This window comes from Bradyrhizobium sp. ISRA464, from assembly GCF_029910095.1.
Classification (GTDB): Bacteria; Pseudomonadota; Alphaproteobacteria; order Rhizobiales; family Xanthobacteraceae; genus Bradyrhizobium.
Genome location: NZ_CP094526.1, coordinates 2,127,284 through 2,143,196 on the forward strand (window position 1 = coordinate 2,127,284; position 15,913 = coordinate 2,143,196).

Consider the following 15,913-nt stretch of genomic DNA (forward strand, 5'->3'; position numbering starts at 1 on the left):
CTATCTCGCCGCAAATCCGCTCCACAGCAACCCGATGCCGGAGAGGACGAGCAACCCCAGCACGACGTCGGAAAAATTGCGGTCGCTCATCGCGTGATAGACGCGGGAGCCGAGCCAGGCGCCGAGCAGCGTGCCGGGAAAGGCGCAGAGCACCAGCCAGACGATCTCGGCCTTGACCAGGCCGCTTGCAATCTGCACGCACAGCGCGGTCGCAAGGATCGTGAAATTGAAGGTCTGGAAGACGCCGCGCCGCTCCGCCTTGCCCCAGCCGCGAAGGCTGGCCCACAGGATGGGAAGCGGACCGGACAGGCCGGCGAGGCCGCCGAGGATGCCGCCGGCAAAGCCGATCGCCGTGTCGGCCCATTTGCCGCCGAAGCGGATCGCCGTCGGAGTTCGCTGGAAATAAAGCACGACGGGAAACACCACCAGGAACACGCCGATGGTCCGCTTGAACACGATCGGATCGGCATGCGCGATCAGCAGGATGCCGATCGGTACACCGGCGAGACCGCCGAGGATGAAGGGCCAGATCAGGCGGAAATCGATTATCTTCCAGATCGACGGCAGCGTCGAGACCTGCGCGATCACCGAGCAGATCAGCACCAGCGGCACCGCCAGCGTCGGCGGCAGAACGTAGAGCCAGATGCCGAGCGCCATCAGCGCGGTGCCGAAGCCGGCGAGGCCGGATACGAATCCGCCGGCCAGCGCGCCGGAGAACAGGATCGCGTAGCTCGCCGCGGTCATCGTCGTCTCATTTTCTTGGTCATTGCGGCGACGTTTACACGACGACAGCAGCGGGTACTATTCGAAATCTCGGCTCTTCAACCATAATCGAAACTGGAAGCGTGCCCCATGATGACGAGTTCGTCCAAAACCTTTCTGGTCTGTCACGGCGCCTGGTCGGCGGGATGGGCGTGGAAGAAGATGCATCCGCTGATGCAGGCCGCCGGGCACCGGCTGGTCACCCCGAGCTACACCGGGCTCGGCGAGCGCGCGCATCTCGCCAATCCGTCGATCGACCTGGAAGCGCACATCGCGGACATGCTTGCCGTCATCAGATATGAGGACCTGCGCGACATCGTGCTGCTCGGCCACTCCTATGGCGGCATGGTCGCGACCGGCGTCGCCGATCGCGCGCGCGAGCGCGTGGCGCAGCTGATCTATCTCGATGCCTTCGTGCCGCGCGACGGACAATCGCTGTTCGACCTCAACGAAGTTGCGATCGAGAAGATGCGGGACGCCGCGCGGAACGGTGACGGCTGGCGCATCCCGCCGATGCCGACGCCGCCGGACACCTCGCCCGCCGACGTCGAATGGCTGACCGCGCGCCGCGCCGACATGCCGCTCAAATGTTTCGAGCAGAGGCTGACGCTGCAGCACGGCGAGCCAGCATTGCCGCGCAGCTACATCTACGCCACCCGCATCACGCCGGCCGATACCTTCGGGCAATTTGCGAAGCGCACGAAGGCCGAGGCCGGCTGGCGCTATTTCGAGATCGACGCCAGCCACGCGCCGAACGTCACCGCGCCGGAGGCGCTGATGGCGCTGTTGATCGAGATCGCGGCTCGGCCAGCATAGGAACTGGTCGGCGCGCATCACACGACACATGTCGCATTTTCGAAAACGTTGACCAATCGGCCAAGACCCGGCGGCCCGCTGGTGTCGCTTGCCGTCGCGATGCACCTGCTGGCGGCGCTGACGGGATCAGCTTCAGGCCGCTTGACCATCGCGCTCGCCGCCGTGATCGCAATCGGAACTGCAGTCGGGTCGTGCTGACGCCCGGCGAACCGCGTCCGCTGGAAGCGATCGACATCCTGCTCAGGGCCCGTTGGTCAGGTCTCCTTGTCTGCGAGTTGAATCCCTTCATCTCTCAGCGCCTTGAGCAGGGCCTGGACGTCCTCAAGCGAGAGCTCTTTCGGGCACAGCTCGTTGAGCTGATCGGAGGTGACAGCGCCGGTCCGATCGTTGATTTCGCGTGCAGCCTCGATGATCTTCCGCAGGTCCATCTGGAATCCCTTACGCGGCAGCTAGCGCCGTTCGTCGACAGAAGCAGGATGCCTTGATAGGGATCTCCGCGCGCGCCTGCGCGAGATCGAGCCGCTGCTTGATCAGCGCGCTCTCGACCTTCTCGCCGCGCCGAGCCAGGCATTCGTGCAGCCCGTGGAGCGACCACAGATTGTCCGGATGCTGGCAGGCCCGACTTAGCTTGCCATCAAGGCCGAGATCGGAGCGGTAGACCGCCTCGGCTTCCTCGATTCGTCCTTGCTCGAGCAGCAACGCGCCGAGCGCATGGCGGGGCGGCTGCATCCATCCCCATGGCTCATCGTAGGGCAACGCGTCGGAGAGCTCGACTGAGCCGCGCAGATGCGCGAACGCAATGTCGTAATTGCCCTTGCGGTATTCCAGCTCGCCATTGAGCATCGCCTCGGCGACATTGAGCAGGTTCGAGACCTTGTTGTTGTGCACGAGTCTGCTCTCCGGCACGCGGGCCTTCGCTGCCGCAAACAGGGCCTTCTCGGCTTCGGCCTTGGCGACATTGCCAAGCGCGGAATGCGCGACCGCCTTGGCGTAGTGGATCATGGCCGTCACCGAGCAGTAGAGGTGGCGATCCTCCGGCAGCTCTTGTTCGATGATCTCGCGCCATTTTCCGAAGCGCACGAGAACGTGCTGCTTCATCGTCAGATAGCCTTCGAGGAAATCGGCCATCGGCGGCGATTGAATTCGCAGAACCGGCTCCGGCACCGTAGCGATCAACTGCTCGGCCGCCGCAATGGCGGGTGTGTACTGGCCAAGGAACATCGCGCCGTAGATCGCGAAGTGGAAGTTGTGGACGACATAGATCAAATAGACGCCCGGATCGTCCGAATAGGCGAGGAAGCTCCGGTCGGCCTTCAGCGCCTTTTGATTGTAGAGCAGGACGTCGTTGTATTGACCGCACAACACATCGAGATGCGTCGGCATGTGGATCAGGTGACCGCCGTCGGGCACGATCGCGCGCAACCGGTCGCCGGCCCGCATCGCCAGCTGCGGGAAGGGCGACATCTCCATCAGATGGACGTAGAGATGCAGCAGGCCCGGGTGATTCCACGACGCCGGGACTTTGTCGAACGCGCCTTCGAGGAGCGCTCTGCATTCCTCGGTGCCGGCTCCTTCCGTCGGCCTGCCGGAGGCTAGGTCCCACATCTGCCACGGCGTTTCGTTCATGATCGCTTCGGCAAGGACGGCGCGGACCTCGATGTCATCGGGAAAGTCCTTGAACACTTTGCGCATCTTTGCCGTGAAGGCCTTGTCCCACGGCGTCATGTCGTCGATCGCCTCGCGCTGCGGATAACGCGCGGGCAGGGCGTTGATCATCGCCTGCTCGACTGGACTTGCCTTCCCAGCATGCGCGAGCGCCTGCTGCATGGCATCGTAAGAGGCCGACAGCGCCATCTGCCGCCCCTGCGGGTCATAGCGAACCCATGGCAGATTGTAGTTCGGCCCCGCGGCATAGCTGATGCCCCAATGCGCCATGGCGCATTCGCCGTCATGCTGGAGCGCCTTCTGGAAGCACTTGATGGCCTCGCCATGGTTGAAGCCGAACACCCAGTTGAGCCCGCGGTCGAACCAAAGCTGGGCGTCGGGGGAGGACGTGGTGACTTTGCGGCTGTACGGCCCGAGATCAAAGTAGGTCATGCCGTTTGTCCTGATGCAGCAGCGCCGGTTCGGCACCCTATCAAAAAGCCCCGGTCCATCACAGCGCGTGCGAAGTGGTACCACCAAATGGCGAGGGGCCCGGCGTGCTGCGCCGAGCCCCTCATTTGCAGAGCATCAGCCGGCCTGTAAGCCGGGTTCTGTAGGGCACCATTCTCGCGAATGGTACGTGACGGCCATTCCTCTGGGACAAGGTTTGCACCTCGCCTCAAGCAACCTACCCGGACAGCGGGCCTGACATCGCCCTGCAGTGTTATCGCGATGTCGCGAACTGACCGCGTTGCCGTCCCTATTCGGTTTTGCTCCCGGTGGGGTTTGCCATGCCGTCGCCGTTGCCGGAAACGCGGTGCGCTCTTACCGCACCTTTTCACCCTTACTTCCTCCGAGGAGGGAGCGGTTCGTTCTCTGTGGCACTTTCCCTGGGGTTGCCCCCGCCGGATGTTATCCGGCACCGCATGTCGATGGAGCCCGGACTTTCCTCTCCCGCGGCCTTTCGGCACTTGCGGGAGCGGCCGTCCAGCCGACTGACGCCCTATGGCATGGGGGTTTTGATCCGCCGCGTCAAGCGGTTGCGATGGTTAATCCAGCCGCATCCGTGATTTTCGGCGCCGGGTGTCGAGCACAGCGCCGGAACCACGCCGGCGGCGGCTGCGCATTGTCATTTCTGCGCTTGCCAGCGCGAGCATCCGGGCCCAGAGCAGGTTCGGAATGAGCAGGAGATGAATGATGAATATTGCTGCAGCCGTGGGAGAAGCGGTACTCAACGGTGCGTCCGATGCGGTCGTTGCGACCGATCGCGAAGGCCGCATCACGTTCTGGAATCCCGGCGCGGTCAGGATCTTCGGCTTCTCGGCCGAGGAAGCCGTCGGACAATCGCTTGACCTCATTGTTCCCGAAGGCCTGCGCGCACGCCACTGGGCCGGCTATCGCCACGTCATGGAGACGGGAACCAGCCGTTACGGTCATGGCGACCTGCTTTCGGTGCCCGCTCTCGCCAAGGATGGCCGGCGTATCTCCGTCGAATTCACCATTGTGATGCTGCACGACGCCGGGCAGCAGGTCGTCGGCACGGCGGCCGTCATGCGTGACGTGACCAAACGCTTCGAGGAGATGAAGGAGTTGAGACGCCGGCTGGCGCAGTCCGAGCAGGCCAAAACCCATCCATGAGGCCGGACCGAATTGCCGCGGGCGCGGCGCGCAGTTACGTTTCTGCGCCGCGCTAAAAAATTCTCCACTACGATGTCGTTGTGCGTGTCGCCCGTTCGACTGGGTGTCGGCGATCCAGCCGACCAAGAGGAGATTTCAAATGCAGTACCTGCTGTTGATCTACCGGAACGAAGCGGACTTGGCCCATACGAACCCCGACGAGCGCAAGAAAGTCTCGGCGGAGTACGCCGCCTACACCCAGTCCATCATCCAGAGCGGTCATTTCAAGGCCGGCGACGGCCTGCAGCCCACGACCACCGCGACCACGGTGCGGGTCCGCGACGGCAAGATCCTGACCACCGATGGCCCGTTCGCGGAAACCCGCGAGCAACTCGCCGGCTACTATCTGGTCGACGCCAAGGACCTCGACACCGCGCTCGGCCTCGCCGCGCGAATTCCCGGCGCCAAGACCGGCTCGATCGAGGTCCGCCCGGTGATGATCTACGACAATTGACGACGGAGCCGTGATGTCCGGGATGCTCGCGCAAGGTGCGTGCGTCCCGGAACGACGTTTCTCCGAGAGCACGTCATGACCCCAGGCGACATCGAGAAGATCTTTCGCGACGAGGCGGGGCGGGCGCTGGCCACGCTGATCCGCCTCGTCGGCGATTTCGATCTTGCCGAGGATTCCCTGCAGGATGCCTTCGCGGTGGCGCTGCAGCGCTGGCCGATCGGCGAGCCGCCGTCCAATCCTCGCGCATGGCTCGTCAATGTCGGCCGCAACAAGGCGATCGACCGCGTGCGCCGCGCCGCGACCTTTCGCGGCAAGCAGCAGGAACTGACGCATCAGATGCATCTCGATGCGGAACCATCGGCCGAACCGGCCGATGCCACGCTTGATGACGACATGCTGCGGCTGATCTTCACCTGCTGCCATCCGGCCTTTGCCGAGGAGGTTCAGGTCGCACTGACGCTGCGCACGGTGTGCGGGTTGACCACGGCGCAGGTCGCGCGTGCGTTCCTTGTGAGCGAAGACGCGATGGCGCAGCGGCTGTTGCGCGCCAAGCAGAAGATCAGGCTCGCCGGCATTCCCTATGAGGTGCCGGAGCGCGAAGCGCTCGAGCCGCGGCTCAACGGCGTGCTCGCGGTGATCTATCTCGTCTTCACCGAAGGCTATGCCGCCACCGCGGGCGAGGACCTGATGCGGCCGGATCTGGCGCGGGAGGCGATCCGGCTGGCGCGGCTGCTCGATGCATTGATGCCCGCGCGCGGCGAGATCAAGGGATTGCTGGCGCTGATGCTGCTGCACGACGCGCGCCGCGCCGGCCGCCAGACCACGGGCGGCGACATCGTGTTGCTCGAGGAGCAGGACCGCACGCTGTGGGATTTCAACCAGATCGCCGAAGGCCTGAGGCTGGTCGAGCAGGCGCTGCGGATGCCGGGCCGGCCGCAATCCTATGCGGTGCAGGCCGCGATCGCCGCGCTGCACGCGCGGGCGCCCAATTATAATGACACCGACTGGCCGCAGATCGCGGGCCTCTATCAGGTGCTGTTGCGGATCAGTCCATCGCCGGTGATCGAGCTCAACCACGCCGCCGCGGTGTCGATGGTCGACGGTCCGGCGCGCGCGCTCGACCTGATCGATGCGCTTGAGGCACGCGGTAGGCTGAAAGGATACGAGTTGCTCCCCGCGGTGCGCGCCGACCTGTTACGGCGGCTCGGCCGCAATGAGGAGGCGCGAAAAGCGTATCTCCTCGCGACCGATGCCACGCAATTGGAGCCGTTGCGTCGACTCTATGCACGGCGCATAGCGGAGATGAGGTGACGTCACCTCATCTTCGTGCATCAACCATCAACGAGCGCCAGCGGACGCGCGACGTTCGACGTGCTCAATAGCCCTGTTTTGTCGTTCCACCGCCGTTCGTTTTTTGATTCGCCGTTCCGCTCGGCTTTTGGGTCGCTGTTCCACTCGATTTTCCGCTCGACATGCCGGTCGTGGTGCCGGGTGTCATCTTCTTCGCATGATGGACCTTGTGGGTCTTGTGCTGCATCGTCATGGCGCCTGCGGCTGCCGGAGCGACGGCGAGGCCGATGGCGACAGCGCCTGCAATGAGTGCTTTGAACATGGACCAATCTCCAGTCAAACTGCCCCAACAAAAAAATCGGCGCGATGGTGAAAAGTTCCCGTTCGGGCACGCTCATCCGGCCGGAAATTATCGGATCGGATTCCTTTGCCGATTTCGTCGTTGCGAGGCAGGTCGCGCAGGCTCCGCAAGGGGCAAGCGAGGCCGCGCCTCTGCACCGCAGTGAGCTTAGCGATGTGGATCGGCTATCTCGCCGGCGTCGCCGTCGTTGCGTCCTCCGGCAGGCTCGCCAGCAGCGCGTGAAGCGTCGCCATGGTCGAGCGGTCGGCGATGCCGTCGATGCGTTCCGGGCGGAAGTGGCGCTGGAAGGCGGTGACCGCTTCCATGGTCGCGCCGTCGTATTTGCCGTGGGTCGGAATGTTGTAGCCGTAGCGCGCGAACGCCGCCTGCATCTTCGCGACGTTGTCGCTGATCGCGCCAAGCATCAGCGCGTCTCCGCGCACGATCGGCGCCGGCTGTACCCAGTGGCCGACGCCGGAATTGGCCAGCGAATGCCAGGGGAATTTCTCACCGGGATCCTTCTTGCGTGCCGGCGCGACGTCGGAGTGGCCGAGCACGCGATGCGAGGGCACCTTGCGGCGCAGCATGATGCCACGGCACAGCGCGATGACCGCCGCGATCTGGCGCAGCGGAAAGTCCGGATAGCCCCAGTCATGGCCGCGATTGACGATCTCGACACCGATCGAGCAGGAATTGATGTCGTCCTCGCCGGCCCAGAACGACACGCCGGCATGCCAGGCGCGCTTGCTCTCGGGCACGCATTGCACGATGCGGCCGTCCTCGAGCACGATGTAGTGCGCCGAGACCTCGGTGCCGGGCGTGCAGAGCTGCGTGATCGCGCCCTCGACGTCGGGCATGCCGGTATAGTGCAGCACGATCATGTCGGGCTGGCGGTTGTTGGCGCGCTCGCCAAAGTTCATCGACGGAATCACGTCGGAGGCGATCGAGGAATCGGGCGTGAACGTCGTCATATCGGCAACAGCCCTCGGAACGGGAAGGGCCCGTTGACGCTTCGAATCAGCATTTGCAGACGTGGACGAACCAGAAGCCATCGAATCACTCAAACCCGGCGGGAGAACGGCAATTTGACATAAGTATAAAAGAACAGGCGTTTACTATTCCTTTACCCTGCGGGCCGGTGCAATCGACCAGCCGGTTCCCTCGGGCGCATTTTGCCCCGGATGTGTGCCGAGGGCACCAGTCGAAAGCGGCTAAAAGGCCTGCTAGTCCGCTAACACATCATCAACCGTTTCTTAACGCTAAGTGCCGTTACTGAGAGGTGAAGAGCCGAACCGGTCTTTTGGGGACGGCCGAGGTCCGCTTTTGCGCGAAATCCCATGGAAGCCCAGCGAATTCCGGTCGGACATCAGGATTTGCAGCCGACAATGGGAACGGGCGCGCGCATCTCGCAACGGCTCTTCGATCGGAACAGCCTGCCAAGGCGCGAGGATTCGAGGCGCAATGAGTCGGCGCGCGTCCATATTCCATGTTACGTGCGCAGCCCCGCCCGGGGGCGGCGGATGAGCGTCCATGCCTCCCGTCACATTTCCGTGCTCGGCCGCGAGGCGGTCGGCTATCTCGCGCCGCGCGCCGGCGGCATTTATGTCGATGCCACCTTCGGCGCCGGCGGCTACAGCCGCGCGCTTCTCGACGTCGCCGACACCCGCGTGATCGGCATCGACCGCGACCGCACGGCGATCCTGGGCGGCTTCGACCTGGTCGACCGTTCCGGCGGCCGGCTGACGCTGGTCGAGGATCGCTTCTCCCACCTTGCGGAGGTTTGCGCGGCGCAGGGGCTGGATGCCGTCGACGGCGTCGTGATGGATGTCGGCGTCTCCTCGATGCAGCTCGACCAGGCCGAGCGCGGCTTCTCGTTCCGCAGCAGCGGCCCGCTCGACATGCGGATGGGGCAGAGCGGCCCGACCGCCGCCGACGTGGTCGCGAAGGCATCCGAGCGCGAGCTCGCCGACATCATCTATATCTTCGGCGAGGAGCGCCACTCGCGCGGCGTCGCGCGCGCGATCGTCGCCGCCCGCAAGGAGGCACCGATCACGACGACCGAGGCGCTTGCCGACATCGTCGCCAGGGTCGTGCGCGCCAAGCCGAACGAGATCCACCCGGCGACGCGGACGTTCCAGGCGCTGCGCATCTTCGTCAATGAAGAGCTCGACGAGCTGCATCAGGCGCTCGCGGCGGCCGAGCGCGTGCTGAAGCCGGGCGGCCGGCTGGTCGTGGTCTCCTTCCATTCGCTGGAAGACCGCATCGTCAAGAATTTCCTCAGCCTGCGCGGCAAGATCAGCGCCGGATCGCGGCATATGCCCGAGGTCGCGCAATCAGCGCCGAGCTTCAAGATCCTGACCAAGCGCCCGGTCGCGCCCGATGACGCCGAGGTCGCGGCCAATCCGCGCGCGCGGTCCGCGAAGCTGCGCGCCGCCGAACGGACCGCGGCGCCGGTGCACGAGGCCGATGCCTTGCCGTCCTGGCCACGGCTCGCCGACGTGATGCGGGGAGGCTGACGATGCGCATCCTCCACTTTCTCGTCATCGGCATGCTGATCTTCGCGGCGTCCTACGTCTACCGCATCAAGATGGAATCGACCGCGCGCGTCGAACGCGTGCTGCAGCTCAACGCGGAGATCCGCAAGCAGCGCGACGCGATCGCGGTGCTGCGCGCCGAATGGGCCAAGCTCGATGCGCCGTTGCGGCTGCAGGGCCTTGTCGAGCGGCATCTGCCGCTCAAGCCGATCAACGCCAACCAGTACGATTCCCTGAAGAACCTTCCTGAGCGGCCGCCGAACTTTACGCGGCCCGGCGCGCGCGACCCGATCGGCGCCATGATCGACACGATCGAGGCGGCCGCCGAACCCGACAGCACAACGGGGTCGATCTCGGCGCCCGCTGCCGACCAGCCCGCTGCCGACCAGCCGGCCGCGGACCAGGCGGCGCCCGTGGCAGAGCCCGAGCAGGCCCCAGGAGATCAGCAATGACTGGATCAGCCATGACCGATCCGGCGCCCGCCAACAAACCGGCCGAGCCCTGGCGCCAGCGGCTGATCCGTAACCTGCTGTACGGGCGCAATGTCGACCGCACCGCGAAGGCGCGCGCCCGCGTCGGCTTCGCGATCCTCGCCTTTGCCGTGGTCTATTGTGTGCTTGCCGGCCGTCTGGTGCTGTTCGCGATCGGCGCCGACAGCCATGGCGCGCGGCGCACCGCCTCGCAGGACGCGATCGCGACCGCGCGGCCCGACATCATCGACCGCAACGGCGCGATTCTCGCCACCGACGTCAAGGCGCCGAGCCTGTTCGGCGAGCCGCGCCGCATCATCGACAAGGACGAGGCGATCGAGCTCCTGACCGCGACGTTGCCCGATCTCGACACCGGCGAGGTGCGCGACCGCCTGTCGTCGCGCAAGGGCTTCGTCTGGCTGAAGCGCGAGATCACGCCGAAGCAGCAGCTCGACATCCATCGCCTCGGCATCCCCGGCATCGGCTTCCTGCGCGAGAACAAGCGCGTCTATCCGACCGGCAACGAGGTTGCCCATCTGATCGGCCTGGTCAACATCGACAACCAGGGCATCGCCGGCATGGAGAAGTGGCTGGACAGCAACGGTCTGGCCGATCTGCACCGCGCAGGCTTCGCCACCGACCGGCTGCAGAAGCCGGTGGAGCTGTCGATCGACCTGCGCGTCGAGCACGCGCTGCGCGACGAATTGATCAAGGCCAAGGAGAAGTTCAAGGCCAAGGCCGCCTCCGGCCTCGTGTCCAACGTGCGCACCGGCGAGATCGTGGCGATGGTGTCGCTGCCCGACTTCGACCCGAACAATCCGAAGGAAGCGCACGATCCCGACCGCATCAACCGCCTGACCACCGGCGTCTACGAGATGGGCTCGACCTTCAAGGCGTTCACGCTGGCGATGGCGCTCGACACCGGAAAATACGACCTCAACTCGCTGTGGGATGCGCGCGGTCCGCTGCATTATGGCAAGTTCGCGATCCACGACGACGAGCCGAAGGGACGCTTCCTCAACATGAAGGAAGTCTTCTATTTCTCGTCCAACGTCGGCGCGGCGCGCATCGCGTTGGCGCAGGGAGTCGAGGCTCACAAGGCGTTCCTGCGCAAGATGGGACAGCTCACCCGCCTGCGCACCGAGCTCCCCGAAAGCGCGTCTCCTATCGTGCCGAAGCATTGGGGCGAGCTGAACACGGTGACCATCTCCTTCGGTCACGGCATCGCGGTGGCGCCGTTGCAGGCGGTGATGGGGATCGATGCGCTGGTCAATGGCGGCTACTTGATTCCGCCGACATTCCTGAAGCGGACCGAGCCGGAAGCGATGGCGCTGGCGAAGCGAGTGATCAAGCCCGAGACCTCCGAGAAGATGCGCTATCTGATGCGCCTCAACGCCGAGGTCGGCACCGCGCGCAAGGCCGACGTCAAGGGTTACTATATCGGCGGCAAGACCGGCACGGCCGAGAAGGTGGTCAACGGCCGCTACGCCAAGAAGCGCGTGCTCACCGCCTTCACCGCGATCATGCCTGCCGACAATCCGAAATATCAGCTCCTGATCATGCTCGACGAGCCGCAGGCGCTGAAGGAAACCTACGGGTTCATCACTTCCGGCTGGAACGCGGTGCCCACCGGCGGCAAGGTGATTGCCCGAATTGCGCCGATTTTGGGGATAGAACCGCGATTCGACCTGCCGCCGTCCGACCGCCTTATTCTTGCGGCATCCAGAACAACCCAGTAAGGCGTACCAGACAGCATGATCCGGAAAGAGTGCATAGCGGTTTTTCCAGTCGGATCATGCTCAAACAGCGGCGCCTGTTGCGCCAGCCAACTGGAACATCATGAGACTTCGCGACCTCTTCAGCGATGACGCCGCCACGATCGATCCGCGTGCCGATGCTGTCGTGGTCGGCGGACTTGCGGTCGACAGCCGGGCTGTGAAGCCGGGCGACCTGTTCTTCGCGCTGGCCGGCCTCAAGACCGACGGCGCGCGCTTCATCGATGCGGCGATCGCGGCCGGCGCGGTCGCGGTCGCAGGCGACCATCCGCCGCAAGGCGCGCTGCGCGTGCCGTTCTTCGTCACGACCAATGCGCGCCGGGCGCTGGCGCTGGCCGCGGCCAGATTCTATCCGCGGCAGCCCGAAACGATCGCTGCGGTGACCGGCACCAGCGGCAAGACCTCGGTTGCGGCGTTCACGCGCCAGATCTGGCGGCGGCTCGGCCACGTCTCCGCGAGCATCGGCACCATCGGACTGGTCTCGGACAAGCGCACCGTGTACGGCTCGCTGACCACGCCCGATCCGATCGCGCTGCACCGGCAACTCGACGAGATCGCGGCCGACGGCGTGACGCATCTGGCGTTTGAAGCCTCGTCGCACGGCCTCGATCAGTATCGCCTCGACGGCGTGCGGATCACCGCCGGCGGCTTCACCAATCTCTCGCGCGACCACATGGACTATCATCCCGACGTCGCGCATTACCTGAATGCCAAGCTGCGCCTGTTCCGCAACCTCGTCACCAGTGGCGGCGCGGCGGTGATCGCGGCCGATCACGACTGCTCGGCGCAGGTGATCGGTGCGGCGCGCGCGCGCGGGCTTCGGATCATCACGGTCGGGCGCAAGGCCGATGCGGGCGAGGGCATTCGTCTCGTCGATGCCGCGATCGACGGCTTTGCGCAGAAGCTCGTCATCGAGCATCGCGGCCGGAGCCATACGATCAGGCTGCCGCTGGTCGGCGAGTTCCAGATCGAGAACGCGCTGGTCGCGGCGGGCCTCGTGATCGGCACCGGCGGCGCTGCGGACGAGGTGTTCGGCAGCCTCGAATATCTCAAGGGCGCGAAGGGCAGGCTGGAGCTTGTCGGCGAGCACAACGGCGCGCCGATCTTCGTCGACTACGCGCACAAGCCCGATGCGCTCGCCAAGGCGCTGCAGGCGCTCAGGCCCTATGCCAGGCGCAAGCTCGTCGTGATCTTCGGCGCCGGCGGCGACCGCGACGCGGGCAAGCGGCCGATCATGGGCGAGATCGCGGCCGGGAACGCCGATCATGTCATCGTCACCGACGACAATCCGCGCAGCGAGAGGCCGGAAGCGATCCGCGCCGCGATCCTTTCGACCGCGAAAGGCGCGCGCGAGATCGAGGATCGCGCCGAGGCGATCCGCATCGGGATAGCGGAGCTGGAGCCCGGCGATGCGCTATTGGTCGCAGGCAAGGGCCACGAGATCGGGCAGATCGTCGGCGACAGGACCTTGCCGTTCAGCGATCATGAGGCGGTGGCGGCGGCGCTGGCGCATGATCCGGACCCGGAGGGCCGCGCTAGCGCACAATGTGCAGCGGTTTTCCGGCAAGATCATGCGGAACCAAAGAGCTGAGGAGCGCATGAGCACATTGTTGTGGACGTCGGATGCGATGGTGAAGGCGATGCGCGCCGTGACGCGGGGCGCGCTGCCGGAGGGCGTCACCGGCCTTTCCATCGACAGCCGCACGATTGCGCCGGGCGAAGCCTACTTTGCGATCAAGGGCGACGTGCATGACGGCCACAGCTTCGTCGCGGCGGCGCTGAAGGCCGGCGCGGGGCTTGCCGTGGTCGAAGCCGCACAGCGCGACAAATTTCCCGCCGATGCGCCGCTGCTCGTGGTCGACGACGTCCTCGCCGGTCTCGTCGAGCTCGCGCATGCGTCGCGCGCCCGGCTCATCAACACGCAGATCATCGCGATCACCGGCTCGGTCGGGAAAACCTCGACCAAGGAGGCGCTGCGCCGGGTGTTGTCGGCGCAGGGCGAGACCCATGCCTCGACCGCCTCGTTCAACAATCACTGGGGCGTGCCGCTGTCGCTGGCGCGCTGCCCGGCGGGCGTGCGCTTTGCCGTGTTCGAGATCGGCATGAATCATGCCGGCGAGATCACGCCGCTGGTCAGGATGGCGCGGCCGCATGTCGCCGTCATCACCACCGTCGAGCCGGTGCATCTGGAATTCTTCGCGGGGATCGAGGCGATCGCCGATGCCAAGGCCGAGATCTTCCTCGGCGTCGAGCCCGGCGGCGCCGTCGTGCTCAACCGCGACAACTCGCAATTCGCGCGGCTGCAGCGGCGGGCGAAGAAGGCCGGCATCTCCCGCATCGTGTCGTTCGGCACCAACGGGCGATCCGACGCGCGGCTGATCGACCTTTCGCTGCACTCAACCTGCTCGGCGGTGCATGCCGACATCCTCGATCACGACATCACCTACAAGATCGGCATGCCCGGCCGGCACATGGCAATGAATTCGCTCGCGGTGCTCGCCGCCGCGTCGCTGCTCGGTGCGGATATCGCGCGCGCGGCGCTGTCGCTGGCGCAGCTCGAGGCGCCTTCGGGACGCGGCGTGCGGCGCACGCTCGAGGTCGGCCATGGCGAGGCCACGTTGATCGACGAAAGCTACAACGCCAACCCGGCCTCGATGGGGGCCGCGCTCAACGTGCTCGGCCAGGCTCCGGTCGGGCCACATGGGCGGCGCATCGCCGTTCTCGGCGACATGCTCGAACTCGGGCCGACGGCGCCTGAGCTGCACCGCGGCCTGATCGAGGCGGTCGCGGCCAACCGGATCGACCTCGTATATTGTTGTGGCCCGCTGATGCGGAATTTGTGGGATGCCCTTTCCACCGGCAAGCGGGGAGGCTATGCGGAGAGTTCGGCGGCCCTCGAAGCGCAGGCGGTCGCCGCGGTCCGCACCGGTGACGCGATCATGGTGAAGGGATCGCTGGGGTCGAAGATGAAGGTCATCGTCAGCGCGCTGGAAAAGCGCTTTCCCGACAAGGCCGCGCACGAAGAAGCGGTATAGGACTTCTGAATGTTCTACTGGTTGATCGATCTGTCCAATACCGTCCCGGGTTTTGCGCCGTTTCGCAGCGCCCTGAACGTGTTCCGCTACATCACGTTCCGCACCGGCGGTGCGATCGTGACCGGCGCGCTGTTCGTGTTCCTGTTCGGGCCCTGGATCATCGACCATTTGCGGCTGCGGCAGGGCAAGGGCCAGCCGATCCGCACCGACGGCCCGCAGTCGCATCTGATCTCCAAGAAGGGCACGCCCACCATGGGCGGGCTGATGATCCTGTCGGGGCTGGTGGTGTCGACGCTGCTCTGGGCCAACCCGCTCAACCCCTATGTCTGGATCGTGCTGGCGGTGACGCTCGGCTTCGGCTTCGTCGGCTTCTATGACGATTATTTGAAGGTCACGAAGCAGTCACACAGCGGCTTCGCCGGCAGGCTGCGGCTGCTGATCGAGGCGCTGATCGGGCTCGCCGCCTGCTATGCGCTGGTCCGGCTCGGGCGCGACGTGTCCTCGACCTCGCTTGTCATTCCCTTCTTCAAGGACCTCGTAATCAATTTCGGCTCGTTCTTTGTGATCTTCGGCGCCTTCGTCATGGTCGGCGCCGGCAATGCGGTGAACCTGACCGACGGCCTCGACGGTCTCGCCATCGTGCCGGTCATGATCGCGGCGGCGAGCTTCGGCATGATCTCGTATCTGACCGGCAACGCGGTGTTCTCGGATTATCTTCAGATCAATTATGTCGCCGGCACCGGCGAGCTCGCGGTGCTATGCGGCGCGGTGCTGGGGGCCGGCCTCGGCTTCCTGTGGTTCAACGCACCGCCGGCCTCGATTTTCATGGGCGATACCGGCTCGTTGGCGCTCGGCGGCATGCTGGGTGCCACCGCGGTCGCGGTGAAGCACGAGATCGTGCTCGCGGTGATCGGCGGCCTGTTCGTGCTGGAGGCGGTCTCCGTGATCGTGCAGGTCGCGTCGTTCAAGCTGACCGGCAAGCGCGTGTTCCGGATGGCGCCGCTGCACCATCATTTCGAACAGAAGGGCTGGACCGAGCCGCAGATCGTGATCCGCTTCTGGATCATCTCGGTGATGCTGGCGCTCGCCGGCCTCTCCACGCTCAAGCTGCGCTGA

General features: G+C 65.4%; 15 protein-coding genes and 1 other RNA gene. 10 read left to right on the plus strand and 6 right to left on the minus strand.

Annotated elements, in window-relative coordinates; genetic code table 11:
- A complete protein-coding gene (locus MTX19_RS09985) occupies positions 1–744 on the minus strand; it encodes a sulfite exporter TauE/SafE family protein (RefSeq protein ID WP_280983452.1) in 744 nt (247 codons plus the stop codon).
- Positions 745–855: 111 nt separating this feature from the next.
- Between MTX19_RS09985 and MTX19_RS09990 the strand changes: the two genes are divergently transcribed.
- Positions 856–1,578, plus strand: coding sequence for an alpha/beta hydrolase (locus tag MTX19_RS09990; RefSeq protein WP_280984753.1), 723 nt, complete (start codon positions 856–858; stop codon positions 1,576–1,578).
- A gap of 254 nt (positions 1,579–1,832) precedes the next feature.
- Here the strand turns inward: MTX19_RS09990 and MTX19_RS09995 are convergent, their stop codons facing one another.
- From MTX19_RS09995 to rnpB, 3 genes are all read right to left on the minus strand, one after another.
- Positions 1,833–2,006, minus strand: a complete 174-nt coding sequence (locus MTX19_RS09995) for an RNA polymerase subunit sigma-70 (RefSeq protein ID WP_280976303.1) — start codon at positions 2,004–2,006, stop codon at positions 1,833–1,835.
- 10 nt (positions 2,007–2,016) lie between these two features.
- On the minus strand, positions 2,017–3,675 hold the full coding sequence (locus MTX19_RS10000; protein WP_280983453.1) for a hypothetical protein: 1,659 nt from the start codon (positions 3,673–3,675) through the stop codon (positions 2,017–2,019).
- A 131-nt stretch (positions 3,676–3,806) separates the two neighbouring features.
- Positions 3,807–4,221, minus strand: an RNA gene (rnpB, locus tag MTX19_RS10005) — RNase P RNA component class A.
- Positions 4,222–4,419: 198 nt separating this feature from the next.
- Between rnpB and MTX19_RS10010 the strand changes: the two genes are divergently transcribed.
- The 3 genes from MTX19_RS10010 to MTX19_RS10020 all read left to right on the plus strand — a co-directional run bounded on the left by MTX19_RS10010 (position 4,420) and on the right by MTX19_RS10020 (position 6,664).
- The gene (locus MTX19_RS10010) at positions 4,420–4,860 is read left to right on the plus strand and encodes a PAS domain-containing protein (RefSeq protein WP_280976305.1); all 441 of its coding nucleotides are present in this window, start codon (positions 4,420–4,422) and stop codon (positions 4,858–4,860) included.
- 139 nt (positions 4,861–4,999) lie between these two features.
- Positions 5,000–5,353 (plus strand): YciI family protein, encoded by a 354-nt coding sequence (locus MTX19_RS10015; protein ID WP_280976306.1) that lies wholly within the window; start codon positions 5,000–5,002, stop codon positions 5,351–5,353.
- A 75-nt stretch (positions 5,354–5,428) separates the two neighbouring features.
- Positions 5,429–6,664, plus strand: coding sequence for an RNA polymerase sigma factor (locus MTX19_RS10020; protein ID WP_280985946.1), 1,236 nt, complete (start codon positions 5,429–5,431; stop codon positions 6,662–6,664).
- Positions 6,665–6,728: 64 nt separating this feature from the next.
- Here MTX19_RS10020 and MTX19_RS10025 read toward each other — a convergent pair whose 3' ends face one another.
- Complete coding sequence (locus MTX19_RS10025; protein ID WP_280976308.1) at positions 6,729–6,965, minus strand: hypothetical protein; 237 nt, start codon at positions 6,963–6,965, stop codon at positions 6,729–6,731.
- Positions 6,966–7,168: 203 nt separating this feature from the next.
- Positions 7,169–8,035, minus strand: a complete 867-nt coding sequence (locus MTX19_RS10030) for an N-acetylmuramoyl-L-alanine amidase (protein WP_280983454.1) — start codon at positions 8,033–8,035, stop codon at positions 7,169–7,171.
- A 468-nt stretch (positions 8,036–8,503) separates the two neighbouring features.
- Here MTX19_RS10030 and rsmH point away from each other — a divergent pair, with 468 nt between their 5' ends.
- The 6 genes from rsmH (at position 8,504) to mraY (ending at position 15,913) form a co-directional block, all read left to right on the plus strand.
- On the plus strand, positions 8,504–9,499 hold the full coding sequence (gene rsmH / locus MTX19_RS10035; RefSeq protein ID WP_280983455.1) for a 16S rRNA (cytosine(1402)-N(4))-methyltransferase RsmH: 996 nt from the start codon (positions 8,504–8,506) through the stop codon (positions 9,497–9,499).
- 2 nt (positions 9,500–9,501) lie between these two features.
- Positions 9,502–9,969, plus strand: coding sequence for a hypothetical protein (locus MTX19_RS10040; protein ID WP_280983456.1), 468 nt, complete (start codon positions 9,502–9,504; stop codon positions 9,967–9,969).
- 11 nt (positions 9,970–9,980) lie between these two features.
- The gene (locus MTX19_RS10045; protein WP_280984754.1) at positions 9,981–11,726 is read left to right on the plus strand and encodes a penicillin-binding protein 2; all 1,746 of its coding nucleotides are present in this window, start codon (positions 9,981–9,983) and stop codon (positions 11,724–11,726) included.
- A 100-nt stretch (positions 11,727–11,826) separates the two neighbouring features.
- Positions 11,827–13,353: a UDP-N-acetylmuramoyl-L-alanyl-D-glutamate--2,6-diaminopimelate ligase gene (locus MTX19_RS10050; RefSeq protein WP_280985947.1), complete on the plus strand. Its 1,527-nt coding sequence runs from the start codon at positions 11,827–11,829 to the stop codon at positions 13,351–13,353.
- A 7-nt stretch (positions 13,354–13,360) separates the two neighbouring features.
- A complete protein-coding gene (locus MTX19_RS10055) occupies positions 13,361–14,797 on the plus strand; it encodes a UDP-N-acetylmuramoylalanyl-D-glutamyl-2,6-diaminopimelate--D-alanyl-D-alanine ligase (protein WP_280983457.1) in 1,437 nt (478 codons plus the stop codon).
- A gap of 9 nt (positions 14,798–14,806) precedes the next feature.
- Positions 14,807–15,913: a phospho-N-acetylmuramoyl-pentapeptide-transferase gene (mraY, locus tag MTX19_RS10060; RefSeq protein WP_280983458.1), complete on the plus strand. Its 1,107-nt coding sequence runs from the start codon at positions 14,807–14,809 to the stop codon at positions 15,911–15,913.